The organism is Acidovorax radicis N35 (assembly GCF_000204195.1).
Taxonomy (GTDB): Bacteria; Pseudomonadota; Gammaproteobacteria; order Burkholderiales; family Burkholderiaceae_C; genus Acidovorax; species Acidovorax radicis.
Genome location: NZ_AFBG01000003.1, coordinates 1 through 24,422 on the forward strand (window position 1 = coordinate 1; position 24,422 = coordinate 24,422).

At 63.5% G+C, this 24,422-nt stretch carries 22 protein-coding genes and 2 rRNA genes; 20 read left to right on the top strand and 4 right to left on the bottom strand.

What is annotated here, in order from left to right:
• The 13 genes from ARADN35_RS0100015 to ARADN35_RS0100075 form a co-directional block, all read left to right on the top strand.
• Positions 1-221: ribosomal RNA gene (locus ARADN35_RS0100015) — 23S ribosomal RNA — on the top strand; the annotation flags it as partial.
• Positions 222-364: 143 nt separating this feature from the next.
• Positions 365-477, top strand: a 5S ribosomal RNA gene (gene rrf / locus ARADN35_RS0100020).
• Positions 478-565: 88 nt separating this feature from the next.
• Positions 566-1,318 carry a 16S rRNA pseudouridine(516) synthase gene (locus tag ARADN35_RS0100025; RefSeq protein ID WP_010457732.1) on the top strand — a complete coding sequence of 251 codons (753 nt, stop codon included), beginning with the start codon at positions 566-568 and terminating at the stop codon, positions 1,316-1,318.
• A 242-nt stretch (positions 1,319-1,560) separates the two neighbouring features.
• Complete coding sequence (locus ARADN35_RS0100030) at positions 1,561-2,544, top strand: YncE family protein (protein ID WP_010457734.1); 984 nt, start codon at positions 1,561-1,563, stop codon at positions 2,542-2,544.
• The gene (locus ARADN35_RS0100035) at positions 2,544-3,374 is read left to right on the top strand and encodes a polysaccharide deacetylase family protein (RefSeq protein WP_050812409.1); all 831 of its coding nucleotides are present in this window, start codon (positions 2,544-2,546) and stop codon (positions 3,372-3,374) included. The genes ARADN35_RS0100030 and ARADN35_RS0100035 overlap by 1 nt, the downstream gene beginning before the upstream one ends.
• 78 nt (positions 3,375-3,452) lie before the next feature.
• Positions 3,453-4,466, top strand: a complete 1,014-nt coding sequence (locus ARADN35_RS0100040; RefSeq protein ID WP_010457737.1) for a sterol desaturase family protein — start codon at positions 3,453-3,455, stop codon at positions 4,464-4,466.
• A gap of 38 nt (positions 4,467-4,504) precedes the next feature.
• A complete protein-coding gene (locus ARADN35_RS0100045) occupies positions 4,505-5,443 on the top strand; it encodes an EI24 domain-containing protein (RefSeq protein ID WP_081474532.1) in 939 nt (312 codons plus the stop codon).
• Entirely contained in the window at positions 5,440-6,261 is an 822-nt protein-coding gene (locus ARADN35_RS0100050) for a competence/damage-inducible protein A (RefSeq protein ID WP_010457741.1), read from the top strand. The genes ARADN35_RS0100045 and ARADN35_RS0100050 overlap by 4 nt, the downstream gene beginning before the upstream one ends.
• A gap of 174 nt (positions 6,262-6,435) precedes the next feature.
• On the top strand, positions 6,436-7,851 hold the full coding sequence (gene glnA / locus ARADN35_RS0100055; protein ID WP_010457743.1) for a type I glutamate--ammonia ligase: 1,416 nt from the start codon (positions 6,436-6,438) through the stop codon (positions 7,849-7,851).
• 212 nt (positions 7,852-8,063) lie between these two features.
• The gene (locus ARADN35_RS0100060; protein ID WP_010457745.1) at positions 8,064-8,570 is read left to right on the top strand and encodes a hypothetical protein; all 507 of its coding nucleotides are present in this window, start codon (positions 8,064-8,066) and stop codon (positions 8,568-8,570) included.
• Between the two features lie 95 nt (positions 8,571-8,665).
• Positions 8,666-9,688, top strand: a complete 1,023-nt coding sequence (glnL, locus tag ARADN35_RS0100065; RefSeq protein ID WP_010457747.1) for a nitrogen regulation protein NR(II) — start codon at positions 8,666-8,668, stop codon at positions 9,686-9,688.
• A 323-nt stretch (positions 9,689-10,011) separates the two neighbouring features.
• Positions 10,012-11,658, top strand: a complete 1,647-nt coding sequence (gene ntrC / locus ARADN35_RS0100070) for a nitrogen regulation protein NR(I) (protein ID WP_010457750.1) — start codon at positions 10,012-10,014, stop codon at positions 11,656-11,658.
• Between the two features lie 190 nt (positions 11,659-11,848).
• Complete coding sequence (locus tag ARADN35_RS0100075; protein WP_010457752.1) at positions 11,849-12,787, top strand: ferritin-like domain-containing protein; 939 nt, start codon at positions 11,849-11,851, stop codon at positions 12,785-12,787.
• A 205-nt stretch (positions 12,788-12,992) separates the two neighbouring features.
• Here the strand turns inward: ARADN35_RS0100075 and xth are convergent, their stop codons facing one another.
• The 4 genes from xth to ARADN35_RS0100095 all read right to left on the bottom strand — a co-directional run bounded on the left by xth (position 12,993) and on the right by ARADN35_RS0100095 (position 15,905).
• Positions 12,993-13,769 carry an exodeoxyribonuclease III gene (xth, locus tag ARADN35_RS0100080; protein WP_010457754.1) on the bottom strand — a complete coding sequence of 259 codons (777 nt, stop codon included), beginning with the start codon at positions 13,767-13,769 and terminating at the stop codon, positions 12,993-12,995.
• A gap of 75 nt (positions 13,770-13,844) precedes the next feature.
• The gene (locus ARADN35_RS0100085) at positions 13,845-14,333 is read right to left on the bottom strand and encodes a dihydrofolate reductase (RefSeq protein WP_010457756.1); all 489 of its coding nucleotides are present in this window, start codon (positions 14,331-14,333) and stop codon (positions 13,845-13,847) included.
• A 17-nt stretch (positions 14,334-14,350) separates the two neighbouring features.
• Positions 14,351-14,962, bottom strand: a complete 612-nt coding sequence (locus ARADN35_RS0100090; RefSeq protein WP_010457758.1) for a DUF4337 domain-containing protein — start codon at positions 14,960-14,962, stop codon at positions 14,351-14,353.
• Between the two features lie 103 nt (positions 14,963-15,065).
• Entirely contained in the window at positions 15,066-15,905 is an 840-nt protein-coding gene (locus tag ARADN35_RS0100095; RefSeq protein ID WP_010457760.1) for a thymidylate synthase, read from the bottom strand.
• 119 nt (positions 15,906-16,024) lie between these two features.
• On the opposite strand from ARADN35_RS0100095, the gene ARADN35_RS25575 reads away from it, so the two are divergent.
• From ARADN35_RS25575 to ARADN35_RS0100130, 7 genes are all read left to right on the top strand, one after another.
• On the top strand, positions 16,025-16,525 hold the full coding sequence (locus ARADN35_RS25575) for a hypothetical protein (RefSeq protein WP_010457762.1): 501 nt from the start codon (positions 16,025-16,027) through the stop codon (positions 16,523-16,525).
• A gap of 250 nt (positions 16,526-16,775) precedes the next feature.
• Entirely contained in the window at positions 16,776-19,127 is a 2,352-nt protein-coding gene (locus tag ARADN35_RS0100105) for a TonB-dependent receptor (RefSeq protein ID WP_139019139.1), read from the top strand.
• Between the two features lie 179 nt (positions 19,128-19,306).
• Positions 19,307-19,825: a sigma-70 family RNA polymerase sigma factor gene (locus ARADN35_RS0100110; RefSeq protein WP_010457766.1), complete on the top strand. Its 519-nt coding sequence runs from the start codon at positions 19,307-19,309 to the stop codon at positions 19,823-19,825.
• Between the two features lie 38 nt (positions 19,826-19,863).
• Positions 19,864-20,877, top strand: coding sequence for a FecR domain-containing protein (locus tag ARADN35_RS0100115; RefSeq protein ID WP_010457767.1), 1,014 nt, complete (start codon positions 19,864-19,866; stop codon positions 20,875-20,877).
• A 301-nt stretch (positions 20,878-21,178) separates the two neighbouring features.
• A complete protein-coding gene (locus tag ARADN35_RS0100120) occupies positions 21,179-22,510 on the top strand; it encodes an ABC transporter substrate-binding protein (RefSeq protein ID WP_010457770.1) in 1,332 nt (443 codons plus the stop codon).
• A gap of 146 nt (positions 22,511-22,656) precedes the next feature.
• Positions 22,657-23,520 (top strand): carbohydrate ABC transporter permease, encoded by an 864-nt coding sequence (locus ARADN35_RS0100125; protein ID WP_010457771.1) that lies wholly within the window; start codon positions 22,657-22,659, stop codon positions 23,518-23,520.
• 17 nt (positions 23,521-23,537) lie between these two features.
• Complete coding sequence (locus ARADN35_RS0100130) at positions 23,538-24,386, top strand: carbohydrate ABC transporter permease (protein WP_010457773.1); 849 nt, start codon at positions 23,538-23,540, stop codon at positions 24,384-24,386.
• Positions 24,387-24,422 lie beyond the last annotated feature (36 nt).

The following is a 24,422-nucleotide window of genomic DNA, read 5'->3' on the forward strand; positions in this document are numbered from 1 at the left end:
CTGGTGTATCGGTTGTCACGCCAGTGGCATTGCCGAGTAGCTAAGTGTGGAAGAGATAACCGCTGAAAGCATCTAAGCGGGAAACTCGTTTCAAGATGAGATCTGCCGGGGCCTTGAGCCCCCTAAAGAGTCGTTCAAGACCAGGACGTTGATAGGTCAGGTGTGGAAGCGCAGTAATGCGTTAAGCTAACTGATACTAATTGCTCGTGCGGCTTGACCCTATAACTTTGATAGCCAACACACGAAAGTGTGAAAAGCTCAAAGATTGTTATGCCAAGTTGACGCAGTCAAAAGACACAAAATCTGATTCCAAACTCTATGAATTCGCCAGGCTGTTCCATGAACAGCCCAGCACCAAGTTATGCCTGATGACCATAGCAAGTTGGTCCCACTCCTTCCCATCCCGAACAGGACAGTGAAACGACTTTGCGCCGATGATAGTGCGGGTTCCCGTGTGAAAGTAGGTCATCGTCAGGCTCTTACAGCCCAAACCGCCCTTCTACTCGTTCGAGTAGGAGGGCGTTTTGCTTTGTGATTCAAGAATTTTCTTTTCCTGCCCATTGCTATGCAGCTCCAAGATATTTTGTATTCCCAAGGTTTTGGCACTCGCCGTGTCTGTGCAGGGCTGGTTCAGCAGGGCTGGGTGTTTGTGTGTGAATCGCAATCCGATACGCAGGAATACTTGCCATGTGCTGATGCGACGGCTGAGCTGGAGCCCGAAGGTCTTCAACTGCGCGTTCAGGGTGTTGATTGGCCGTATTACTCCAAAGCCTATGTGCTGTTGCATAAGCCGGCAGGCACAGAGTGCTCTCAAAAACCCTCGACCTATCCCAGCATCTACACCTTGCTGCCAGCACCTTTGCGGCAGCGGCCTACAAAAAGTGCGGTGCAAGGGGTGCAGGCGGTGGGGCGGTTGGACCAGGACACCACGGGACTGCTGCTGTTGAGCGACGATGGGCAATTCATCCACCGCATGAGTTCCCCCAAGAAACACGTACCCAAGGTGTACCAGGTCACAACGAAACATCCGGTGGACGAAAAGCAGATATCGAGCTTGCTGGCGGGGGTGGTTTTGGACGACGACCCCAAACCGGTGAAGGCGGCCGCTTGTGAACAGACAGCGAGCCATCAGCTGAATCTCACGCTGACAGAAGGGAAGTACCACCAGGTCAAGCGCATGCTGGCTGCTGTGGGCAATCGTGTGGAAGGCCTGCATCGGTCGCGGATCGGGGCCATGGAGTTGCCCGCCAATCTGCAGCCCGGGGAATGGAAGTGGCTCAGCCACGAGGACTTGAGCTTGCTGACCCAGTCGAGTTGAGGGATTGGGCTAAGCCGTCACCGCACCGAGTGTCGGGGGAGCGATACGAGACCACCGCATGCGCCGAAGATGGCAGAAGCCTAGATGCTGACTGCTCGATGGGATGGACTGGGCACTCCATCAGGCGATTCGAACCCTGTTGACGGATCGGAATCCGCGCTACGTCAAGGATGTTACGTGTTCTTCCGCTGGGCATTGGCAGGGGCAGAGCTACACTCTTGGGCTCTGTTGAAAGTGGTTCTGTGAAGATTTTCTCGATTGCACGTGCGTGCGCTGTCTTGGGTGGGTTGTGGATCTCGATAGGGGGGGCGCTGGCTGCCGCCCCTCCACTGTTTGTGCTGAACTCCCTCGAAGCCAATGTCAGTGTCATTGACCCGGTGACCTGGACCGAGACGGCCCGCATCCCGACTGGCAAGGAGCCCCACCATCTCTACCTCACGCCTGATGAGAAGTCGATCATTGTGGCCAACGCGCTGGGGGACACTCTGACGTTCCTGGACCCGCGCACCGCAGAGGTTCAACGCACGGTCCGGGGCATTGTGGACCCTTACCATCTGCGGTTTACTCCGGACATGAAGTGGTTCATTACAGCGGCCAATCGCTTGAATCACGTGGATTTCTACCGTTGGGATGGGAAGGAGTTGAACCTCGTCCAGCGGGTGGCCACCTCCCGGACACCCAGCCATTTGTGGATCGACAGCCGCAGCACCACGGTGTATTCCACCATGCAGGACAGCGATGAGCTGGTGGCCATCGATATCGCAACACAGACGATCAAGTGGCGCACCAAAACGGGTGCCATGCCTGCAGACGTATATGGCAGCGCAGACGACAAGCGCCTTTTTGTGGGCCTGACCGGCAGTGACAGCGTCGAGGTGTTTGATGTCTCGGGGCGCGAGCCCTTGAGCATCAAGAAGATCAAGACGGGTAACGGCGCCCACGCCTTTCGTGCAGCGGGCGATGGGCGGCATCTGTATGTCAGTAACCGGGTCGCCAACTCCATCAGCAAGATCGACATGACCACCCAGCAGGTGGTCGAAACTTACCCCGTGCCCGGTGGGCCGGACTGTATGGAAGTATCGGCCGACGGCCGCTTCATCTACGTAAGCTCCCGCTGGGCGCGCAAGCTTTCTGTAGTGGACACGGAGGCCAAGAAGGTCGTGCGGCAAGTCACGGTGGGAAAGTCCCCCCATGGCGTATGGACGCTGCAGCACGCGCCCCGCTGATGGGCCACGGTGTCGGGGCACCCGCACATTGCCAGGAAAAGGCTTGGCGAGCTCATTTTGCTATATGTTTTGTAGCTGTTAGCGCTTTTGTATCAAGCGCTAGTGCCCAAAAAGACTGTAACAAGCCCATTTACCTGACGTTCGACACCGGCCACATGGCCGTGGCACCTTTGGTGGCAGACGTTCTGGCGCGCCAGCAAGTCCGTGTGACATTCTTCGCTGCCAACGAGCGTACCCAGGAAGGGGATGGCAGCCTTGGAGAACACTGGGCTTCCTGGTGGCGGGCCCGGGCTGCAGAGGGCCACGAGTTTGCATCACACACCTGGGATCACACCTACTGGCGAGCCGATCTGGGGACAGCGCAGGCCCCCTCTTTCCGGGTTCGACCTTCGGCCGGACCGCGCGAGGGGCAGGATTTTGTGCTGACAGCGGCCGGGTATTGCAAGGAGATTGCCCGGGCAGCGGATCGGTTGAAGCTCGTGACCGGCAAGACACCCTTGCCCTTGTTTCGCGCCCCGGGTGGCAAGACTTCGCCGCAGTTGCTTGCCAGCGCCCATGCATGTGGGTACACGCATGTGGGGTGGTCACCGGCAGGATTCCTGGGGGATGAATTGCCCAGTGAGAAGGCCAGCAATACGGCGCTGCTGAGCAAGGCTTTGCGGGATGTGCGCAGTGGCGACATCCTGCTTGCACATTTGGGGATCTGGTCGCGCAAGGACCCCTGGGCGCCAGCAGTGCTGGAGCCGCTGATCGCCGGACTCAAGGAGCGCGGATTTTGCTTTCGGACACTGCGAGAGCATCCCGATTACGCGCCTTTGGCAGGCCGTTGACAGGGTTGGCGCAGTACATGGTCGCGAATGCCGCCCGGGGCGCGGGCATGTGTGGTGAGATAGACGGAGCATGATGCAATGGGTTGGCTAGGTAACGGTTTTGATGCGGCTCAGCAGTGGCTTTTTGAAAGCCTGTTGCAGCCAGTGATGTTCACCATGGGGCTGGGCAACCAGCTGGAAAGCGGCTATGAGGCCGCGGGCTGGATTCTTGTGGGCCTGCTGCAATTGGTGGTGATCGCTGCGGTGATCGGTCCTTTGCAGCGTTGGCGGCCGGTGGAGGCCGTGACCGACCGCGCAACGATTCGCACCGATATTCTCTACACGCTGATTCACCGGCTGGGGCTGTTCCGCCTGGGCCTCTTCCTCGCTGTGGACCCGCTGACGGACTCTCTCTTCGGTACATTGCGGGTGGCGGGCGTCAGCACCTTCCAGCTGGATGGCCTCTGGCCCGGCTTTACCGATGTGCCTTGGGTCAGTCTGCTGCTGTACCTGGTGGTGTTTGACTTTGTGGACTACTGGATTCACCGTGGGCAGCACCACTTTGAATGGTGGTGGCGCCTGCATTCCTTGCACCATGCGCAGCGCCAGATGACCATGTGGAGCGACAACCGCAACCATCTGCTGGATGACCTGTTGCGCGACACCATTCTGGTGGTGGTGGCGCAGCTCATCGGGGTGGCGCCTGGGCAGTTCATCGCAATTGTGGCCATTACGCAGCTCAGCGAGAGCTTTCAACACGCCAATGTGCGGCTCTGGTTTGGCCACTGGGGCGAGCGGCTGTGGATCAGCCCGCGTTTTCACCGGCTGCACCACAGCGTTGGAATAGGCCACGAAACCGTCAAGCCACTGTTGGGGGAGGCTGCCGCGGCGCAAGGTGCCAAGTACCGCGTGGTCCTGGGGGGACACAACTTTGGCGTATTGCTACCCTGGTGGGACATGCTGATGCGCACTGCCAATTTTGAATTGCGTTTTGATCCCACGGGGGTGCGCGATCAGGTGGAGCCGGGGCCGGACGGGCGGTTGAGGGACTATGGCGGGGGCTTTTGGTCCCAGCAATGGCGGGGGGTGCTGAGGCTGCTGGGCAAGGCTTGAAAGCCTCTCCCCGCGGTCAAGAAGGTATGCTTGCCGGCATGGGACTCTTGCTCGATTCTTTCTGGCGCGCCGCCGCCTATTGCCTGCGGCCCCGCGTGGTGGCCTTGTCCGTCTTGCCGTTGCTGCTGATGGTGGCGCTGGCGTTGGGGCTGGGCTATTTGTACTGGGATGGGGCCGTGCAGGGCATGCGCACGCTGCTGGATGCTTCTTCGCTCCTGGCCAGCTTCTGGAACTGGTTGCAGGGTTGGGGGCTGGGGGATATCACCTCGGTCGTGGCTCCCCTCATGGTGGTTCTGGCCGTGGCGCCCGCGTTGGTGGTGGTCTCGCTGCTGGTGGTGGCGGTGCTAATGACACCTGCGCTGGTGGCCCTGGTGGCCGATCGGCGTTTCCCGATGCTGGAGCGCAAGAAGGGTGGGTCGTTCATCGCCAGCGTCGCCTGGTCGGTCAGCTCCACGGTGCTGGCATTGATTGCCCTGGTGGTATCGGTGCCCCTGTGGCTGGTACCGCCGCTGGTGCTCATTCTGCCCCCGTTGATCTGGGGCTGGCTGACCTACCGCGTGATGGCGTTTGATGCGCTGGCCGAGCATGCGAGCAAGGAGGAGCGGCAGGAGCTTTTCCGCCGCCATCGCAGCAGCCTGCTGGGCATTGGCATCCTGACGGGCTATCTGGGGGCTGCTCCCAGCATCGTGTGGGCCTCGGGCGTGGTTTTTGCCGCAGCGTTCTTTATTCTCGTGCCACTGGCGATCTGGATTTACACCCTGGTTTTTGCCTTTTCGTCGCTGTGGTTCACGCACTATTGTCTGGCGGCGCTCGAACGTTTGCGGGCAGAGGGCGACAGCAGGGCACCCGCTGACGTCCCTACCGTAGCGGCTGTCGAAACAAGGCAGCCGGTGCATGCCACGCAGGCGCTTGTGGCGCCGGCACCAGCTCATCTTCCCGCCCCAGAGTCTCCTGTCAACGGAACCCCTACACCATGACCCCTACCTTCGGCTTGATCATCGTGGGTGATGAAATCCTGTCCGGCAAGCGCGCTGACAAACACATGCCCAAGGTCATCGAACTGCTGTCAGCGCGCGGGCTTTCGCTGGCCTATGCCGACTATGTGGGCGACAACCCGGATCGCATTGCGGCCACCTTGCAGCGCGCCTTCGCTTCGGGCGATGTGGTGTTTTCCTGCGGCGGCATTGGGGCCACGCCCGATGACCACACACGCCAGTGCGCGGCGCGCGCGCTGGGCCGGGAGCTCGTACTGCACACTGAAGCTGAGGCGCTGATCCGTGAACGTATGCAGGACGTCGCGCGGGAGCAGGGTGTGCTGTACGAACCGGACCGCGCTGACAACGTCCACCGGCTCAACATGGGGGTGTTTCCAGCAGGCGCCCGCATCATTCCCAACCCCTACAACAAGATCCCCGGCTTCAGCTGCGATGGGGAGGGCGGTGGAACGGTGCATTTCGTGCCCGGCTTCCCCGTCATGGCCTGGCCCATGATCGAAGGGGTGCTGGACCACCACTACGCGGCGTTTTTCAATCGCACACCGCAGACCGAGCAGTCGGTGGTGGTCTATGGGGCGATGGAGGCGGCTTTGACACCCCTCATGGAGCACATCGAAAAAACGCACCCCGAGGTCCGGGTGTTCAGTTTGCCCAGCGTGGATCATCCACAATACGGGCGGCACATCGAACTGGGCGTCAAAGGTCCTGCTTCCCTGGTTCCGGCCGCATGGCTGGATCTGAAAAACGGACTGCACGAATTTGGTGCGAACTGTGGCCCCGAATTGGTGCGCAACTTGTGATGTCTGGTCTCAATGGGTGGATTGCACTGTATTGGTGCAATCCGATGGATGCCCCATCGGCTCGCAGTCCGTAGTGCTCCTTCATAGTGCGGCGGCTGCACCCGGCTGGCACGCAAACTGCTTTTATTTCGGCAAATTCCTTTTTTCAACAAGCGCTTTATCCAGGAGAACCTGATGGCCAAGACCGTTGCAGACGTGATGAAGATGGTGAAGGAGAACGAAGTCAAGTTCGTTGACTTCCGTTTCACCGATACCCGTGGCAAGGAACAGCACGTGACCGTGCCAGTTTCCCACTTCGACGAAGACAAGTTCACGTCCGGCCATGCATTTGATGGTTCCTCGGTAGCCGGCTGGAAGGGCATCGAAGCCTCGGACATGCAACTCATGCCCGACCCTAGCACCGCCAACATCGACCCCTTCTTTGAAGAAACCACGCTGTTCCTGCAGTGCGACGTGATCGAACCCGGTGACGGCAAGGCCTACGACCGCGATCCACGCTCCATCGCCAAGCGCGCTGAAGCCTACCTGAAGGCCTCCGGCCTGGGCGACACCGCGTTCTTCGGCCCAGAGCCAGAATTCTTCATCTTCGACGGCGTGCGTTGGTCCAACGAACCTGGCAAGGTCATGTTCGAGATCGAAGAGTACGAAGCCCCCTGGAACTCGGGTGCCAAGCTCGAAGGCGGCAACCGCGGCCACCGTCCCACCGTCAAGGGTGGCTACTTCCCCGTGCCTCCCGTCGACAGCACGCAAGACATGCGCGCTGAAATGTCCCTGATCCTCGAATCCCTGGGCATTCCGGTCGAAGTGTTCCACCATGAAGTGGCAGGCGCTGGCCAGAACGAAATCGGCACGCGTTTCAGCACGCTGGTCGAGCGCGCCGACTGGACCCAGGTCCTGAAGTACGTGGTCTGGAACGTGGCCAACGCCTACGGCAAGACTGCCACTTTCATGCCCAAGCCTTACGCTGGCGACAACGGCTCCGGCATGCACGTGCACCAGTCCATCTGGAAGGACGGCAAGAACCTGTTCGCAGGCGACGGCTATGCCGGCCTGTCGGACTTCGCGCTGTACTACATCGGCGGCATCATCAAGCATGCACGTGCCCTGAACGCCATCACCAACCCAGGTACGAACTCGTACAAGCGCCTGGTGCCCGGTTTCGAAGCCCCTGTGAAGCTGGCCTACTCGGCCCGCAACCGCTCGGCCTCGATCCGTATTCCGTATGTGGCCAACCCCAAGGGCCGCCGCATCGAAGCGCGTTTCCCCGATCCATCGGCCAACCCTTACCTGTGCTTCTCGGCACTGATGATGGCGGGTCTGGATGGTGTGGAAAACAAGATCCATCCGGGCGAAGCCGCCACGAAGGACCTGTACCATCTGCCGCCCGAAGAAGACAAGCTGGTGCCTACCGTGTGCCACAGCCTGGACCAAGCGCTGGACTATCTGGACAAGGACCGTGGTTTCCTTACCAAGGGTGGCGTCTTTACCGACTCCATGCTGGATGCCTACATCGACCTCAAGATGGGCGAAGTCACGCGTTTCCGCATGGCTCCTCACCCTGTCGAGTACGACATGTACTACTCCCTGTAATTGCCTGCCAGAAGGCAATTACTCTCCAAAAGGCGGCCCAGGCCGCCTTTTTTATTGCGCACAAGGACCTGGGGCTTTTGAAACGGAACCAGTGGCTGGGCCGTTGCATCCTTGTACAAAGGCCCGTCCGGGGCCGCTGGTGTTGGATTGGCGATGCGTGGCGATTGGGGGATACTCCCCCGAACCCCTGCATGGCAGTGCGAGGAAACCGAATGAAGAAAACGCTCATCACCCTGTTACTGATCGCCGCGACGGCTCCCGCCGCGTGGGCGCAAGACCGCATCTACCGCTGTGGCAACGAATACACCAACAATGCCCAGCAGGCCAAGGAGCGCGGCTGCAAGCTGGTAGAGGGGGGCAATGTCACCGTGGTCCAGGGCACCCGGCCCGCGGGCGCCGCTGCGGCAGCCCCTGCAGCGGGGGCGGGTACAGCGTCCCCGGCGTCGCCACCGTCTGCGCCCCGCGTCAACAACAACGACCAAAAGGCCCGCGATGCCGATGCCCGGGCCATTCTCGAATCCGAGCTGCGCAAGGCCGAGGCACGCCATGCCGAGTTGGTGAAGGAATACAACGGCGGCGCGCCTGAGCGCAATGCGCTGGATCTGCGCAACCCCCAGCGCTACATGGAACGTACGGCAGAACTCAAGGCCAGCGTGGCACGCAGCGAGAGTGATATCGCAGGCATCAAGCGCGAAATCGCCCGTCTTCCGGCCAACTGACCCCCCTTTTTTACTAGCCTGGCACGCTTGTGAGTTCCTCGCCCTTTGCTGAAGCCCCGACCTCCGACACGGGGCGCTTTCATTCGCTGGACCTCATGTCCACTCTGGTGGCGGTGTTGCGCGCCGATGGCGCAGTGCAATTCGCCAATGCGGCGCTGGAGAATGCGCTGGGCCTGTCGCGCCGGACCCTGGAGGGCGTGGACTTTTCCACCTTCTTCACCGACCCCGCCTTGCTGCAGACGGCACTCGCCGGTGCCCGGGGCAAGGACTTTGCGGCCTTGCGGTATGAAGCAAGCCTCAAGCGCCAGCACCAGGACCCGGTGCCCGTGCATGTGAGCGTGGCCGACGCCGAGCAGGTTGGCGAAATCCTGGTGGAGCTGTGGCCACTGGAGCAGCAGGCCCGCCAGGACCGTGAAGAGCGCTTGCTGGACCAGGCACAGGCCAACAAGGAGCTGATCCGCAACCTGGCCCATGAGATCAAGAACCCGCTGGGCGGGATTCGCGGCGCTGCACAGCTGCTCGAGATGGAACTCGAAAGCCGCGAACTGACGGAATACACCCAGGTCATCATCCACGAGGCCGACCGCCTGCAAAGCCTCGTGGACCGGTTGCTGGCGCCGCACCGCCACCCGCACCTCGTGGGCGACGTCAATATCCATGAGGTGTGCGAGCGGGTGCGGTCCCTGGTGCTGGTCGAATACCCGCAGGGCCTCAAGGTTCTGCGCGACTACGACACTTCAATCCCCGAGTTCCGGGGTGACCGTGCCCAGCTCATCCAGGCGCTGCTGAACATCGTGCAGAACGCGGCCCAGGCGCTGACCGAGCGCATTGCTGAGGGGGAGGCGACGATCACACTGCGCACCCGCGTGGCCCGACAAGTAACGTTTGGTCGCCAGCGCTATCGGCTGGCACTGGAATTGCATGTCATCGACAACGGACCGGGCGTGCCCGACGCGATCAAGGAGCGTATTTTTTACCCTCTGGTATCGGGTCGGGATGGCGGGTCAGGGCTGGGGCTCACGTTGGCACAAACCTTCGTGCAGCGCCATCATGGGTTGATCGAATGCGACAGCGTACCGGGTCGCACCGACTTCCGCATCCTGATTCCCTTGCCCTAGAACCTGTTCAATATCTTTTTGGAGGTCGCATTGGAGTGCAATCGGGATGAGTGGATGCTTCGAATGCGCCGCATGGGCTCAAGCCCATGCAAGCAGTCGAGGCTTCCAATCGCCCGATTGCACTCCAACCCTTCGGGCAAGTGCCTTGCCGGGCGGTCTGCGGCGTTGCGGAGTTTGCCGATAGCACGGGCTATCGGCGGCGCACCGCGCCTAGCATTCCATCCCGGCAAAGCACTTGTGCGACTCCAAAAAGATATTGAACAGGTTCTTGGCAGCGCACGATGGTCCCTGACACGCAACCACAGGGAAGGTAAGAAAAACATATGAAGCCGATCTGGATAGTAGATGACGACCCCTCGATCCGCTTCGTCCTCGAAAAGGCCCTGGCCCGCGAGAACCTGCCCACGCGCAGCTTCACGCACCCCCGCGAAGTGCTCGATGCGCTGGCCGACATCACCCCCGGCGACCCTGCGCGGCAGGGCCCCCAGGTCCTGGTGAGCGACATTCGCATGCCTGGCGGTTCGGGCCTGCAACTGCTGGAGAAAGTCCGCGAACTGCAGCCCGGCCTGCCCGTCATCATCATGACGGCGTACTCCGACCTGGACAGCGCCGTGTCGGCCTTCCAGCGGGGCGCCTTTGAATACCTGCCCAAGCCCTTCGACCTGCCCAAGGCGGTGGAGTTGATCCGCCGCGCGGTGGAAGAAAGCCAGCGCGAGGAAGTGACCGAAGAGCGCCAGGCGGAAGCCCCGGAAATGCTGGGCCAGGCGCCTGCCATGCAGGATGTTTTCCGCGCCATCGGCCGGCTGAGCCAAAGCCAGGTCACGGTGCTCATCACCGGCGAATCGGGCTCGGGCAAGGAACTGGTGGCGCGTGCGCTGCACAAGCATTCGCCGGTCGCCGATGGGCCCTTTGTCGCCATCAACACCGCAGCCATCCCCAAGGATCTGCTGGAATCCGAACTCTTCGGCCACGAGCGCGGCGCCTTCACCGGTGCTCAGACGCAGCGGCGCGGCCGCTTCGAGCAGGCCGAGGGCGGTACGCTGTTCCTCGATGAAATCGGCGACATGCCGTTCGACCTGCAGACGCGCCTGCTGCGCGTGCTGTCGGACGGCCAGTTCTACCGTGTGGGTGGCCATGCGGCCGTGAAGGCCCATGTGCGCGTGATCGCTGCCACCCACCAGGACCTGGAAAAACGCGTGAAGGAGGGTGGGTTCCGCGAGGACTTGTTCCACCGCCTCAACGTCATCCGCCTGCGGCTGCCCGCGCTGCGCGAGCGGCATGAAGACGTGCCCGTGCTCACGCGCCACTTCCTGCAGCAAAGCGCGCGGCAGCTCGGCGTGGAGCCCAAGCGCATTGCCGATTCTGCCATCGCACGGCTGGAGCAGTTCGCGTTTCCGGGCAACGTGCGCCAGCTGGAGAATATCTGCCACTGGCTCACGGTGATGGCGCCCGCCCAGGTCATCTCGCTGCAGGACCTGCCGCCCGAGGTGCTGGAAGCGCCCCTTTACCAGCCTGCACCGCGACCCGGCCGCGAGCCGGCTGCTGCGGCGGTCGCAGCCGTGCAGGCCGCTCCTGCCCCGGTGCCTGCACCGCCCGTGGAAATGGTCGGGGGGCTGCAACCAGCCTTTGCCACCGCGCAGCCACCGGTGGGCGGCGTGCCTGCCCCTGGAGCTGCGCCACACTGGCCCTCCGCCGAGGTCCCTGTGGCTGCGGGAATGGGTGGTGCTGCCGTTGGCCCCGCTGCTACCTGGGAGCAGGCGCTGGAGACCGAGGCGCAGAAGCTGCTGGCGGGTGGGCAGCCCGAGGTGTGGGATGCCCTCACGCGGCGGTTCGAGTCGCGCCTGATCCGCACGGCGCTCACCGCCACGCACGGGCGCCGTATGGAAGCCGCGCAGCGCCTGGGCATTGGCCGCAACACCATCACACGCAAGATCCAGGAACTGGGGCTGGATGCCCCCGATGAAGCCTGAAATGGCACCTGGCGCTTGGTGGTAAAGCGCTAGCAGCTATTAAATTTGTAGTTTTCGGGTGCGCCTGCTCTGGTGTATGCGGTGCAGGCCGACCTCCCGATGTCCTACAAGCAGGCCCTCCATGGGCCGACTCGGCCCTCCGGAAGTGACTTCAACAATGAAGGCACTGTCAACCAACCGGAGAGCTTCTATGTCGGATTTCAACGATGCCAACCGTGACCCTTTGACCAACGAACCGGGTTCCCATCCCGTCGGCACCGGGGTGGGTGCTGCCCTGGGTGGCGCGGCGGCGGGTGCCGCTGCGGGTGCCTTCGGCGGCCCGGTCGGCGCAGCCATTGGCGGCGTGGCTGGTGCTGTCGCCGGGGGCTTGGCGGGCAAGGCTGCCGCCGAGGCGGTCAACCCCACCGAGGAAGATGCCTACTGGCGCGAAAGTTTCCACCGCGAGCCCTACTACGTGGGTGGCCGCACCTATGAACAATACCGCCCCGCCTACGAGCTGGGCTGGTCTTCGGTGAGCCGCTACGAAGGCGACTTCGAGGCCGTGGAACCCCGCCTTGCCGATGACTGGCGTGCGCGCCATTCGGATGGCCTGGCCTGGACGGATGCCCGCCCTGCAGCCCGCGCTGCCTGGGAACGGGTAGCACGCTCCAGCCTGAACGACGACCGCCCCATGGATATCGCGGACAACGAAGACGTGGTCGATGTGCTCAACGACCTGCTGGAGTCGTCCCGCGATGGTGAATACGGCTTCACCGCCTGCGCCGAGCACGCAGACTCTGCGCAACTCAAGGGCGTATTCCAGCGCCATGCGCGTGAATGTGCGGCTGCCGCCGTGGAACTGGAGCACGAGGTCCGCCGCCTGGGTGGAGAACCCGCGTCGGGTGGCACCGTGGCGGGCGCGCTGCACCGGGGCTGGGTGTCGGTGAAGTCCGCCCTGTCTGTGCACGATGACAAGGCCGTGCTGCAGGAGTGCGAACGCGGCGAGGACGCTGCCGTGGCCCGCTACCGCAAGGCCCTGAAGGCCACCCTGCCGCTGGATGTGCGGGCCCTGGTAGAGCGCCAATCCCAGGGCGCGCAGCGCAACCACGATGAAGTACGTGGCCTGCGCGACACTTTCGCCAACAGCTGATCGGGCACGGCTTGCGCGCTGGGGTTCCGTTCAGGGGCTCGCGGCGCGTCGCAAGTCGTAGGTCATAGACCATAGGGATTTCTGGGTGCAGCTTTCTTGCGCGGCGATTCCCCAAAAACAAAAGGCTGCAAGGATTTTCCTTGCAGCCTTTTGTGTAGGCCGGGCTTCCAGCTGGTTGCCGCGCGGGTTGCGTCGCCAGGGGCTGTTACGCCATGGTGAGCACCACGGGCGCGTGGTCGCTGGGTTGCGGGTTCTTGCGTGGGGCGCGGTCCACCGTGCAGGCGGTTACGCTGGCGCGCAGCGCATCGCTCACCAGGATGTGGTCGATGCGCAGCCCCCGGTTCTTCTGAAACCCGAGCATGCGGTAGTCCCACCACGAGTAGCTTTTCTCAGGCTGCTCGAACATGCGGAAGGTGTCTGTCAGGCCCAGGCCAATCAGGTCCTGGAAGTGCTGGCGCTCTTCCACCGTGTGGTGGATCGTGTCCTTGAGGCCCACGGGGTCGAACGAATCGCGGTCTTCGGGCGCCACGTTGAAGTCGCCCAGCAGCGCCAGACGCGGGTGGGCCAGCAGCTCTTCGCGCAGCCAGCGGTGCAGGGCTGCAAGCCATAGCATCTTGTAGGCAAACTTCTCCGTGCCCGGGGCTTGGCCGTTCACGAAGTAGCAGTTCACCAGGCGCAGCGCGCCGTCCGGGGTGTCCAGCGTGGCTGCGATGACGCGGGCCTGCTCATCTGTGTGCCCGGGGATGTTGCGCACCACGTCGCGCATCGGGTGGCGGCTCAGGATGGCGACGCCGTTGTAGGTTTTCTGGCCAAAGGTCACGGTGTCGTAGCCCGCTTCCTTGAACGCGTCGTGCGGAAACTTGTCGTCGGTGAGCTTGAGCTCCTGCAGGCACAGTGCATCGACCGGGTTGGCCGCGAGCCAGGCCAGCACCTGGGGCAGCCGGACGGTGAGGGAGTTGACGTTCCAGGTCGAGATTTGCATGTTTTTGGCCTCCAGCGCTTGATAGGCAAGCGCTAATTGCTATTAATTAATGAGCTACTTGAGCCAAATGCAGCATCAACCCGCACGCACATAGGTCACAAAGCTGAACGGCAGCCCGTTGGTGCTGACGTGGCGACTGCGTGCAGATTCTGCCCATTCCGCGCCCAGCGTGGGCGCGTGGGCATCTCCGTCGAAGTCCTGGTCGATCTCGGTCACTTCCAGGCAGTCGGCCAGGGGCAGGGCCTCTGCGTAGATCTGAGCGCCGCCGATCACCCACACAGTCTGGCCGGCCGTGGCCTGCTGCAGCGCGTCTTGCAGGCTGGCAGCGCGCACGGCGCCGTCGGTCTGCCAGTCGGCCTGGCGCGTGACCACGATGTTGGTGCGCCCGGGCAGGGGGCGAAAGCGCGGGGGCAGCGAGTCCCAGGTCTTGCGGCCCATCACCACCGGGCAGCCCTGGGTGAGCTGCTTGAAATGCGCCATGTCTTCGGGGATGTGCCAGGGCAGACGGTTGTCCTTGCCGATGACGCCGTTGGCAGCGCGGGCGTAGATGATGTGCACGGGCATGTTGGGGCCTCCAGGCTTCAGATGTGCAAGGCGGCGAGGGCGCCCACGCCCAGGCCCACGGCGGCCACGCCGTACATGCCGTATTCCAGCCATTTTTTCCGGGTCAGCAGCGCGATGGCGGCCAGAGCAATGGCCACCTGCAGCGCCGTGGTGGCCTGTGCCCAGCGGTGGTGCTGGTGCATTTGCGCCTCGCTCTTGCGGTCGAATTCGTGGGCGTCGGCTTCGAGTTTTTCGGCCACGACCTTGATCTCGTTTTTCTCGGTTTCGTAGCGCTCCACCTTGGTCTGGTAACCGGCCTTGCGGTCATCGGGCGCCAGGTCGCGGGCCAGTTCGGCCAGGGACTGCTTGGTGCTCTTGGACTGGAAGTAATTCCACTGGTTGGAGGCCTCGGTCTTCTTGATGGCCGCGTCGTTCTTGAGCAGCCCGGCGTTGGCCTGCGTGGCGCCGCCCATGTACGAAAAGATCGCGCCCACTGTCGCCACGATGGCGGTGAACATGGCGATCTTGTTCATGGACGAGCCGTTGCCGCCTTCAGCGCCATGGTCCGATGTGTGGTCGCCGTGGCCGTGGGTGGCATGCTCCACTGCGTGGTCGTGGGGGCCGTGTACGTGAAATCCGCCGGAAGACATGGATAAAAGCTCGTGGTGGTGGTGGGTGGATGCGGGCAAGGCGCTGTTGCGCCTGCCCCTGGGGCTCAAGAGGTGTGGGGTACCAAAGAGGGCTGTTGGCTGGTCAAACGGCGACAGGGGCCTTGATCGCCGGGTGACATTGGTAGTCCACCACTTCAAAGTCTTCGTACTGGTAGTCGAAGATGCTGTCGGGTTTGCGTTGGATGTTCAAGACCGGGTACGGGTAGGGCGTGCGCGCCAGCTGCGTCTGCACCTGCTCGTGGTGGTTGCTGTAGATATGGCAGTCGCCACCGGTCCAGATGAAGTCGCCCACATCCAGGTCGCACTGCTGCGCCACCATGTGGGTGAGCAGGGCGTAGCTGGCAATGTTGAACGGCACGCCCAAAAAGATGTCCGCACTGCGCTGGTATAGCTGGCAGGACAGCGTGCCGCGCCCGCCGGGCTCCTGCGCTGGCGCCACGTAGAACTGGAAGAACGCGTGGCAAGGCATCAGCGCCATCTTGTTCAGCTCGGCCACGTTCCAGGCGCTCACGATGATGCGGCGCGAATCAGGGTTGGTCTTGAGCGTCTGGATCACGTCGCTGATCTGGTCGATGTGCCCGCCGTCCGGCGTGGGCCAGCTGCGCCACTGCACGCCGTACACCGGGCCCAGATCGCCATCCTCGCGCGCCCATTCGTCCCAGATGGTGACGCCGCGTTCTTTCAGCCAGTTGTTGTTGCTCGACCCCGTGAGGAACCACAGCAGCTCCTGAATGATGGACCGCAGGTGCACCTTCTTGGTCGTGACCAGCGGAAAGCCTTCTTTCAGGTCAAACCGCATCTGGTGGCCGAACACGCTGCGGGTGCCCGTGCCCGTGCGGTCGGATTTCTCCACGCCGGTCGTGAACACATGGCGCATGAAGTCTTCGTACTGGGAGCGGACGGGGTGGGCGTGGGCGGTCATGAAGCAGGGCGGGGGCGAAAAGGGCGATTTTAGGGCGAGCCGCCACGGCGCGCCGGTCGAGACCCCCGGACCCGCTAAGCTCGCGTTCCGATCGCACTTCCCTCAAGGACTCCCGGACCATGCGCAAGCCCCTGTCTGTCGTTTTGCATCTCCCGCTGTGGGCTGCGCTGTGCCTGGCGGCAACGCTGTCTGGATGTGGCGGTACCGCTCCTGTCGCAGCCCCCACTGCCGCGCCGGTGAAGGCCACCCAGCCCGCCAGCGCGTGGGCCAGCGTACAAAACCAGGTGGGCCGCCGACCCTCGGACGGGGTGGATTTCTTGCGCACCGGGCCCTTGGCCCAGCGGCTGCGTGGCCTGATGGGCGAGATCAATTACCCAGTGCTGCTGGAGAACCTGCGTGGCAGCGGACCGCTGCAGCAAGACGGAAACTTGCTCTTCATTGCCAGCCCCCCGCCGCAAGCGGATGGCGCAGAAGCTGCCGCCGTCATTCTCAACCCGGCGGTGGATGGTGTGCGCGTATGGCTGCTGACCGGCGGTGAGGAGTGGGACGTGCAAGACCACGGTGTCTCGATACCGCTGCCCGCCAGTGTGCGCACGATGATGCAGGCCATCCCCAGATAAGCCAGCGATTGGGGTGCCACTGGGCAGCGGCGAAAAAAAGCCGGAGACCCCCTCTCACTTTTGCGCGCGCAAACGGCAAGAAGGTTGAAGTAACTCATTTGTTCCATCCACCTCACTGCCGGAGCCTGCCTTGCCTGCCTGTCTTGCCCCTCTTTCCCGTCCGCCGTTTCGTGCCAGGCCTCTGGCATTGGCAACGCTGATCGCTTTCGCCTGGCCGTTTCTGTCACATGGCGTGGCGCAGGCGCAAGTCATGTCGGACGTTGCGGCTCTGCGTGACTACGATTTGCCTGCAGGCCCGCTGGCGGCCACCCTGAACCGCATCGCGCGTGATGCCGGTTTGGCCCTGACCATGGATGCCGCTCTGGTCGCCGAGCGGCGTGCCACCGCCGTGCGAGGCCGCCTGGATGCGGCCACGGCACTGCGCCAGGCCTTGGCTGGCTCGGGGCTCGAACTGCTGGCGATCAGCGGAGGGGGCTACACGCTGCGACCCGGGCCCGCCACGCCCACCATGCCCGATGCTTCAAGCACCACGTTGCCCGCCGTGCGCGTCACCGCCAGTGCGGATCGGGCTGGCGACCTGCCGCCCGCTTTTGCCGGGGGGCAGGTTGCGCGAGGGGGCCGCATCGGCCTGCTGGGCAACCAGGACCTGATGGACACCCCGTTTTCCGTGGCGGGCTACACCGCGCAAGTCATCGAGCAGCAGCAGGCCAAATCGCTCGGCGACCTGTTGGTCAATGAGGCGTCGGTGCGCAGTGACTGGTCTTCGCGCGGGGGCTACAGCGACAGCTTCACGATGCGTGGCTTCGCGCTCGGCGCGGGAGACATCGCGTTCGATGGGCTCTACGGCATCGCGCCGAGAACCTTCACGTCGCTGGAAGGCGTGGAGCGCGTGGAGGTGATGCGCGGGCTCAGCGCATTGCTGTCGGGCGTTTCGCCCAGTGCTTCGCTCGGGGGCGTGATCAACTTGGTTCCCAAGCGCGCAGGTGACGAACCACTGACGCGCCTGATCACCAGCTATGAAACAGGAGGCTATGTGCAGGGCCACGTGGATGTCGGGCGCCGCTTCGGCCCTGATAAGGCGCTGGGCCTGCGCGTCAATGCCGTGCATGGCGACGGCGATACGGCCACCGACCGGCAGGGCGCGCGCATCAGCCACTTGGCTGCGGGGCTGGACTATCGCGGCGACGGCGTCAAGCTCAGCGTCGACCTGGGCTCTCTCAAGCGGACCTCGCGTGCGCCGATGCGTGCAGCCAGCGTGGCTGCGGGGCTGACATCCGTGCCCTCGGCGCCCAGGGCAGGGACCAACTTTGCCCAGCCCTGGGGCTATGTCGGCCTGGAGTCGCTCCATGGCGCGTTGCGTGGCGAAGTGGAGCTGACCCGAAACCTCACCGCCTATGTGGCGGCCGGCTTTCGCAACAACCCGACAGACCTGCTGGTCAGCATTCCCGCGATCACGCGCGCCGATGGGACATTCACCGAGCGCAACCTGTATTTCTTTGACGACGTGAATTCGCGTACCGGCGAAGTGGGGCTGCGCGGCAGCGTCGACACCGGTGCGGTCAACCACCGCGTGGTGTTGAGTGCCAGCACCCTGCGCCAGGTGCGCTACAACCTGACGCACACGGTGGCCACGGGCACATCCAACATCCACACGCCGGTGTTTGTGCCGCAGCCTGATCTGTCGACGTATTCCACAGAGCCGCTGCTGCTGAACCGCCAGCGGCTGTCCAGCGTGGCGTTGGCCGACACGATGTCGTTCATGGATGAGCGGGTGCAACTGACGCTGGGCGTGCGCATGCAGACGGTCGGCAACGTCAACTACGGGGCCAGTGGTGCCGTCACGCTGCCGGTCTACGACCAGCGCCGCGCGACGCCAGCAGCGGCGCTTGCGTTCAAGCTGCGGCCGGGGGTCACGCTTTATGGCAACTACATCGAGGGCCTGTCCCAGGGGCCGGTGGCGCCTGTGGGCACCGCCAACGCGGGCGAAATCTTTGCCCCTTACGTCGCGCGCCAGAACGAAGTCGGCGGCAAGTTTGATTTTCAGGACTGGGGCGCGACCGTTGCGTTGTTCCAGATCCAGCAGCCCAGCGCGATCAGCGTGCCGGTGGCGGGCGGCGGCGGCTTGCCCGTCTTTCGCATCGATGGCGAACAGCGCAACCGGGGTGTCGAACTCAATGCATTTGGCCAGGTGGCGCGGGGCACACGCCTGATGGCGGGGCTCATGCTGCTGGATGCGAGGCAGCGCCGGACGGCAGGCGGCGCCAACGACGGCCGCCGAGCCGTGGGGGCACCGCGTGTGCAGGCCAACGCCCACATCGATTGGGATGTGCCCGCCGTGCCGGGCCTGACGCTGAGCGGCGGCGTGTTGTACACCGGGCGGCAGAGCGTGACGGCGAACAATGCGCTGGGCATTCCGCAATGGACGCGCCTGGACGTGGGCGCAGCCTACCGGATGCAGGCTGTTGGGCGGACGCTGACATTGCGCGCACAGTTGACCAACGCTTTGGACCGCGCCTACTGGGCATCGGCCACGGCGTCATCGGGCCAATTGTCGGTAGGCGCACCGCGAACCTTGGCACTGTCGGCCAGTGTCGACTTCTGATGTGAAGAGTGGCGCCCGGGAGCCCCGTTGGACGGGTGTCTAGGCGCAGGTCAGCAAGGGGAAGTTAGCGCCTCGCGCGGGGGTGGTGGAGGTGGGTTGGCGCGCTGGCCGGGGGCGTTGACGAAGGGCATGTTTCCGGGGGATTGATTATATAATCGAGAATCATTCTCATTGTCGTCATGTCCGCAGCCCAGCACCCCCTGCACAGTCTTTACAGCGAACACCACGGCTGGCTGCAGGCTTGGCTGCGGCGGCGTCTGCGTTGCACACACGACGCGGCCGATCTGGCGCAGGACACGTTTGTGAGGTTGCTGGCGCGCCCCACGTCGGCGGAGGGCAACGAAGTCCTGCGCGAGCCGCGGGCCTATCTCACCACTGTGGCCAGGGGCCTGCTGGTGGACTTCTGGCGACGTGGCGAGCTGGAGCGCGCCTACCTGGCTGACTTGGCGCTACAGCCTGAGGTACTGCAGCCTTCGCCCGAAGAGCGCTTGGCTGCCATGCAGATGCTGAAGGCGGTGGACGTGCTGATGCAGGGCTTGACCCCCAAGACGCGCGCTGCCTGGCTGATGAGCCGCCTCGATGGCCTCACGCATGCCGAGATCGCAAAACAACTGCAGGTGTCGGTGCCGCGTGTGCGGCAGTTGCTGGAAAACGCGATGCGCCATGCCTATCGCCTGCGCTTCGGTGCGCCGCAGTGAGCGCTGCTGGGACGCCCGGCCTTGGGTCCGGGGACGCAATGGACAACCTCCCGGTGCCGCCCGCTGTGCTCGATGCGGCCATTGCGTGGCAGTTGCGCGGGGGCGAAGGTGCCCGCAGACCGGCTGACACACAGGCGCTGAATGACTGGCTGGCTGCACACCCGGACCACGCCCGCGCCTGGCGTCAGCTGGGCGAGATCCATCACCAGCTCTCTGCCGCAGGGGGGCCCTCTGCACGCACTGCCGTGCTGCGCCGCACGCGGGCACCGGCGCGTGCCGTGCGCGCCGCACTGGGGGTGGCACTGGCCGTCACCTGCGGGGCGGCGATGCTGAACCATTTTCAGCCCGTGAGCCAGTTGCTGGCCGACCACCACACGGGCACGGGCGAGCGCCGCACCATCGTGCTGGCGGACCAGACGGTCTTGCACCTGAACACCCGCAGCGCCGTGGACATCGCATTCAACAAAGACATGCGCGAAGTGCGGCTGCGCGCGGGTGAGGTGGCGGTGGAAACCAGCCATGCCAACCCCGCCGAGCAGCGGCCTCTCGTCGTGGTGACCGAGGACGGCAGCCTGCGTGCGCTGGGCACGCGTTTCGTCGTGCGTCGCTGGGCAAGGGGCGAGAGTGCAACCAGCAAGGACGGCGGCACCGAGGTCACCGTATTGCAGTCCGCCGTTGCAGCACGCCCGGCACGTTGCGCCATCACGCCGGTGGAGTTGTGCACGTCAGAGCGCATCGTGCCCAACGGGCAGGCCCTGCGTCTGCACGGCGGCCAGATGGAGTCGATCACGGCGCGGACAGACGCCGATGAGTGGAAGGACGGCATGCTGGTGGTGGACAACCAGCCGCTGGCCGAGGTGGTAGCCACTTTGGCGCGCCACCGTCCCGGCCATCTGGGCGTTGACCCTGCCATTGCAGGCCTGCGCGTCACCGGCACACTGCCGCTGGCCGACACCGACCAAGCGCTGCTGGCCCTGACGGCGGCGGTGCCGGTGGATGTTGCCTACATCACCCGCTGGTGGGTCACGCTGCAGCCGCGTATGTCGAAGTGATCAGGGAAATATGAGTCAAATTGGCCTCTGGCGCTTTATGTATAAGCGCTAGCGGCTATATATTTGATAGTAAATGTCTCTGGAGGCAATCGCGGGTAGCAAGCGCCAAAATCCAGAACCAGATACCCAATTGACAGCTCTAGGTATAAATCCTGAGTATCTGGTGCAAATTAGTATTTGTGATGACGATTGCAGTACCAATCGAGCATTGCAGCATCGGTATCGTTCAGTTCGTCAATGCCGTATGCCTGCACTGGCGTTGAACGGTCGATCCCATACCAATTACGAAGGAGACATTCCGATGCCACATTCCCCCCGTGTTGTTGCTCCCCAGCGCCTCGCCCTGGCTGCTGCGCTGGCCCTGTCGCTGTGCGGCGCCGCCAGCGCGCAGACCGAACTGGTCATCGCCACCGTGAACAACGGCCACATGATCGAGATGCAAAAGCTCAGCAAGAACTTCGAGCAGGCGAACCCCGACATCAAACTCAAGTGGGTCACGCTCGAAGAAGGCGTGCTGCGCCAGCGCGTCACCACCGACATCGCCACCAAGGGCGGCCAGTTCGACGTGATGACCATCGGCATGTACGAGGCGCCCATCTGGGGCAAGAAGGGCTGGCTGCAGGAGCTCAAAACCGACGCCGCCTACGACGTGGACGACCTGCTGCCCGCCGTGCGCAACGGCCTGTCCATCGACGGCAAGCTGTTCGCCGCGCCGTTCTACGGTGAAAGCTCCATGCTCATGTACCGCAAGGACCTGGCCGACAAGGCCGGCGTGCAGGTGCCCGAGCGTCCCACCTGGCCGCAGATCAAGGACCTGGCCGCCAAGATGCACGACCCCAAGAACGGCGTGTACGGCATCTGCCTGCGCGGCAAGCCGGGCTGGGGCGACAACATGGCGTTTTTGACCACGCTGGTCAACACCTTCGGCGGCCAGTGGTTCGACATGCAGTGGAAGCCGCAGCTCGAATCCAAGCCCTGGAAGGACGCGATCACCTTCTACGTGGACCTGCTCAAGAACTACGGCCCGCCCGGCTCGTCGGCCAACAGCTTCAACGAGATCCTGGCGCTGACCAACTCCGGCAAGTGCGGCATGTGGGTGGACGCGACCATCGCAGCGTCGTTCGTGAGCGACCCCAAGCAGTCCAAGGTGGCCGACCAGATGGCGTTTGCCCAGGCCCCCACCATGAACACGCCCAAGGGTGCCAACTGGCTGTGGTCGTGGAACCTGGCCATTCCGGCCGGTTCGAAAAAGGTCGACGCAGCGCAGAAGTTCATCACCTGGTCCACCAGCAAGGACTACATCCAGCTGGTCGCCAAGACCAACGGCTGGGCCAACGTGCCCACCGGCACGCGCAAGAGCACCTACGCATCGCCTGAATTCCAGAAGGCCGCCCGCTTTGCCGCCGCCGAAAAGGTCGCGATCGACTCGGCCAACCCGACCGACTCGACCCTGCCCAAGAGCCCGTACGTGGGCGTGCAGTTCGCGGCGATTCCCGAGTTCCAGGCCATCGGCATCGCGGTGGGGCAGCAGATGAGCGCGGCACTGGCGGGCAAGACAACGGTGGATGCGGCACTGAAGGCATCGCAGGTGTCGGCTGACCGCGAAATGAAGAAGGCTGGCTACTACAAATAGGCATTCGTTCGGCTACTGCGCGGGCCGATCCGGGGCCGGTGTTCCTCGCCGTACGAGAGTACGGCTGCGGTACAGCGACCCCGCCTCGGCCCGCTCGCGACGCCGACTGAACGCCTATTCCCGCTGGACTTTTTTCTGAGGCTCCCATGAACCGCCGCCTGCTCCCCCGCCTGCTGCTCACGCCAGCCATGGCCACGCTCTTCCTGTGGATGATCGTGCCGCTGGTGATGACGATCTACTTCTCGCTCATCCGCTACAACCTCATGCAGCCCGACCAGACGGGCTTTGCGGGGCTGGAGAATTTCGAGTACTTCGTCACCGACCCATCGTTCGGCGCAGCGGTGTTCAACACCATCTTGCTGCTGGGCAGCGTGATCCTCATCACGGTGTTCTTCGGCGTGGCGATCGCGCTGCTCATCAACGAGCCTTTTCCGGGCCGGGGCATCGTGCGGGTGCTGCTGATCTCGCCGTTCTTCGTCATGCCCACGGTCAATGCACTGATGTGGAAGAACATGATGATGAACCCCATCTATGGCGTGCTCGCGCAGGTGTGGATCTTCTTTGGCGCAGCGCCGGTGGACTGGCTCACCGACCACCCGCTGTTCTCCGTCATCGTCATGGTGTCGTGGCAATGGCTGCCGTTCGCCACGCTGATCTTCATGACCGCGCTGCAGAGCATGAACCACGAGCAGCTGGAAGCCTCGCGCATGGACGGCGCCAACTACCTGCAGCAGCTGCGCTACCTGTACGTGCCGCACCTGGGCCGCTCGGTGGCCGTGGTGGTCATGATCGAACTCATCTTTTTGCTCAGCATCTTTGCCGAGATCTACACGACCACGGCCGGCGGGCCGGGCGATGCGAGCACCAACGTCACCTTCCTGATCTTCAAGCAGGCGCTGCTCAACTTCGACGCGGGCGTGGCCTCGGCCGGGGCGCTGTTTGCAGTCGTGCTGGCCAACATCGCAGCGGTGTTTTTGATCCGCATGGTCGGCAAGAACCTCGACAAATAAGACAAGAGGCAACGCACATGACTGCAACCACCACACGACGCCGTTCCAAGTTTCCGCTGGGCCTGCTGGCCCTGCGCACCGCTGCCGCCTGGGGCGTGGCGCTGCTGCTGTTCTTTCCGCTGGGATGGCTGTTCCTCACCGCCTTCAAGACCGAGCTGCAGGCCATCGCGGTGCCGCCGCTGTTCGTCTTCACGCCCACGCTCGAGAACTTTCATGAAGTGCAAGAGCGCAGCGACTACCTGCTGTACGCCAAGAACTCGGTCATCACCAGCGTGCTGTCCACCCTGGTGGGGCTGATGCTGGCCGCGCCAGCGGCGTATGCCATGGCCTTCTTCAAGGGCAAGTACACCAAGGACATCCTCATGTGGATGCTGTCGACCAAGATGATGCCCGCCGTGGGCGCGCTGGTGCCGATCTACGTGCTGGCGCAAAAGAGCCACCTGCTCGACACGCAGCTCGCGCTGATCATCGTGTTCGCGCTGTCCAACCTGCCCATCATGGTCTGGATGCTGTACTCGCACTTCAAGGACATCCCGCACGAGATCCTGGAGGCCGCGCGCATGGACGGCGCCACGCTGTGGCAAGAGGTGCGCCTGGTGCTGCTGCCCCTGGGTATGGGCGGCCTGGCGTCCACCGGCCTCTTGTGCCTGGTGCTGTCGTGGAACGAAGCCTTCTGGAGCCTGAACCTCAGCGCCGCCAAGGCCGGCACGCTGGCCACGCTGATCGCGTCCTACTCCAGCCCCGAAGGCCTGTTCTGGGCCAAGCTGTCCGCCGCGTCGCTGATGGCCATTGCGCCCATCGTGGTGTTCGGCTGGTTCAGCCAGAAGCAGCTCGTTCAGGGTCTCACCTTCGGTGCCGTGAAGTAACGCGCTGCTTTCCTATCTAACGCAATCAAGATTTCA

Bases quoted from the DNA above. Each gene is read 5' to 3' on its own strand.
- ARADN35_RS0100050 (WP_010457741.1), top strand. From the start codon at position 5,440: ATGACCCCTACCTTCGGCTTGATCATCGTGGGTGATGAAATCCTGTCC.
- ntrC (WP_010457750.1), top strand. From the start codon at position 10,012: ATGAAGCCGATCTGGATAGTAGATGACGACCCCTCGATCCGCTTCGTC.
- ARADN35_RS25575 (WP_010457762.1), top strand. From the start codon at position 16,025: ATGCGCAAGCCCCTGTCTGTCGTTTTGCATCTCCCGCTGTGGGCTGCG.
- ARADN35_RS0100060 (WP_010457745.1), top strand. From the start codon at position 8,064: ATGAAGAAAACGCTCATCACCCTGTTACTGATCGCCGCGACGGCTCCC.
- ARADN35_RS0100035 (WP_050812409.1), top strand. From the start codon at position 2,544: ATGGGCCACGGTGTCGGGGCACCCGCACATTGCCAGGAAAAGGCTTGG.
- ARADN35_RS0100105 (WP_139019139.1), top strand. From the start codon at position 16,776: ATGTCGGACGTTGCGGCTCTGCGTGACTACGATTTGCCTGCAGGCCCG.
- ARADN35_RS0100125 (WP_010457771.1), top strand. From the start codon at position 22,657: ATGAACCGCCGCCTGCTCCCCCGCCTGCTGCTCACGCCAGCCATGGCC.
- xth (WP_010457754.1), bottom strand. From the start codon at position 13,769: ATGCAAATCTCGACCTGGAACGTCAACTCCCTCACCGTCCGGCTGCCC.
- ARADN35_RS0100120 (WP_010457770.1), top strand. From the start codon at position 21,179: ATGCCACATTCCCCCCGTGTTGTTGCTCCCCAGCGCCTCGCCCTGGCT.
- ARADN35_RS0100025 (WP_010457732.1), top strand. From the start codon at position 566: ATGCAGCTCCAAGATATTTTGTATTCCCAAGGTTTTGGCACTCGCCGT.
- ARADN35_RS0100075 (WP_010457752.1), top strand. From the start codon at position 11,849: ATGTCGGATTTCAACGATGCCAACCGTGACCCTTTGACCAACGAACCG.
- ARADN35_RS0100040 (WP_010457737.1), top strand. From the start codon at position 3,453: ATGGGTTGGCTAGGTAACGGTTTTGATGCGGCTCAGCAGTGGCTTTTT.
- glnA (WP_010457743.1), top strand. From the start codon at position 6,436: ATGGCCAAGACCGTTGCAGACGTGATGAAGATGGTGAAGGAGAACGAA.
- ARADN35_RS0100045 (WP_081474532.1), top strand. From the start codon at position 4,505: ATGGGACTCTTGCTCGATTCTTTCTGGCGCGCCGCCGCCTATTGCCTG.
- ARADN35_RS0100110 (WP_010457766.1), top strand. From the start codon at position 19,307: ATGTCCGCAGCCCAGCACCCCCTGCACAGTCTTTACAGCGAACACCAC.
- glnL (WP_010457747.1), top strand. From the start codon at position 8,666: ATGTCCACTCTGGTGGCGGTGTTGCGCGCCGATGGCGCAGTGCAATTC.
- ARADN35_RS0100130 (WP_010457773.1), top strand. From the start codon at position 23,538: ATGACTGCAACCACCACACGACGCCGTTCCAAGTTTCCGCTGGGCCTG.
- ARADN35_RS0100095 (WP_010457760.1), bottom strand. From the start codon at position 15,905: ATGACCGCCCACGCCCACCCCGTCCGCTCCCAGTACGAAGACTTCATG.
- ARADN35_RS0100115 (WP_010457767.1), top strand. From the start codon at position 19,864: ATGGACAACCTCCCGGTGCCGCCCGCTGTGCTCGATGCGGCCATTGCG.
- ARADN35_RS0100090 (WP_010457758.1), bottom strand. From the start codon at position 14,962: ATGTCTTCCGGCGGATTTCACGTACACGGCCCCCACGACCACGCAGTG.
- ARADN35_RS0100085 (WP_010457756.1), bottom strand. From the start codon at position 14,333: ATGCCCGTGCACATCATCTACGCCCGCGCTGCCAACGGCGTCATCGGC.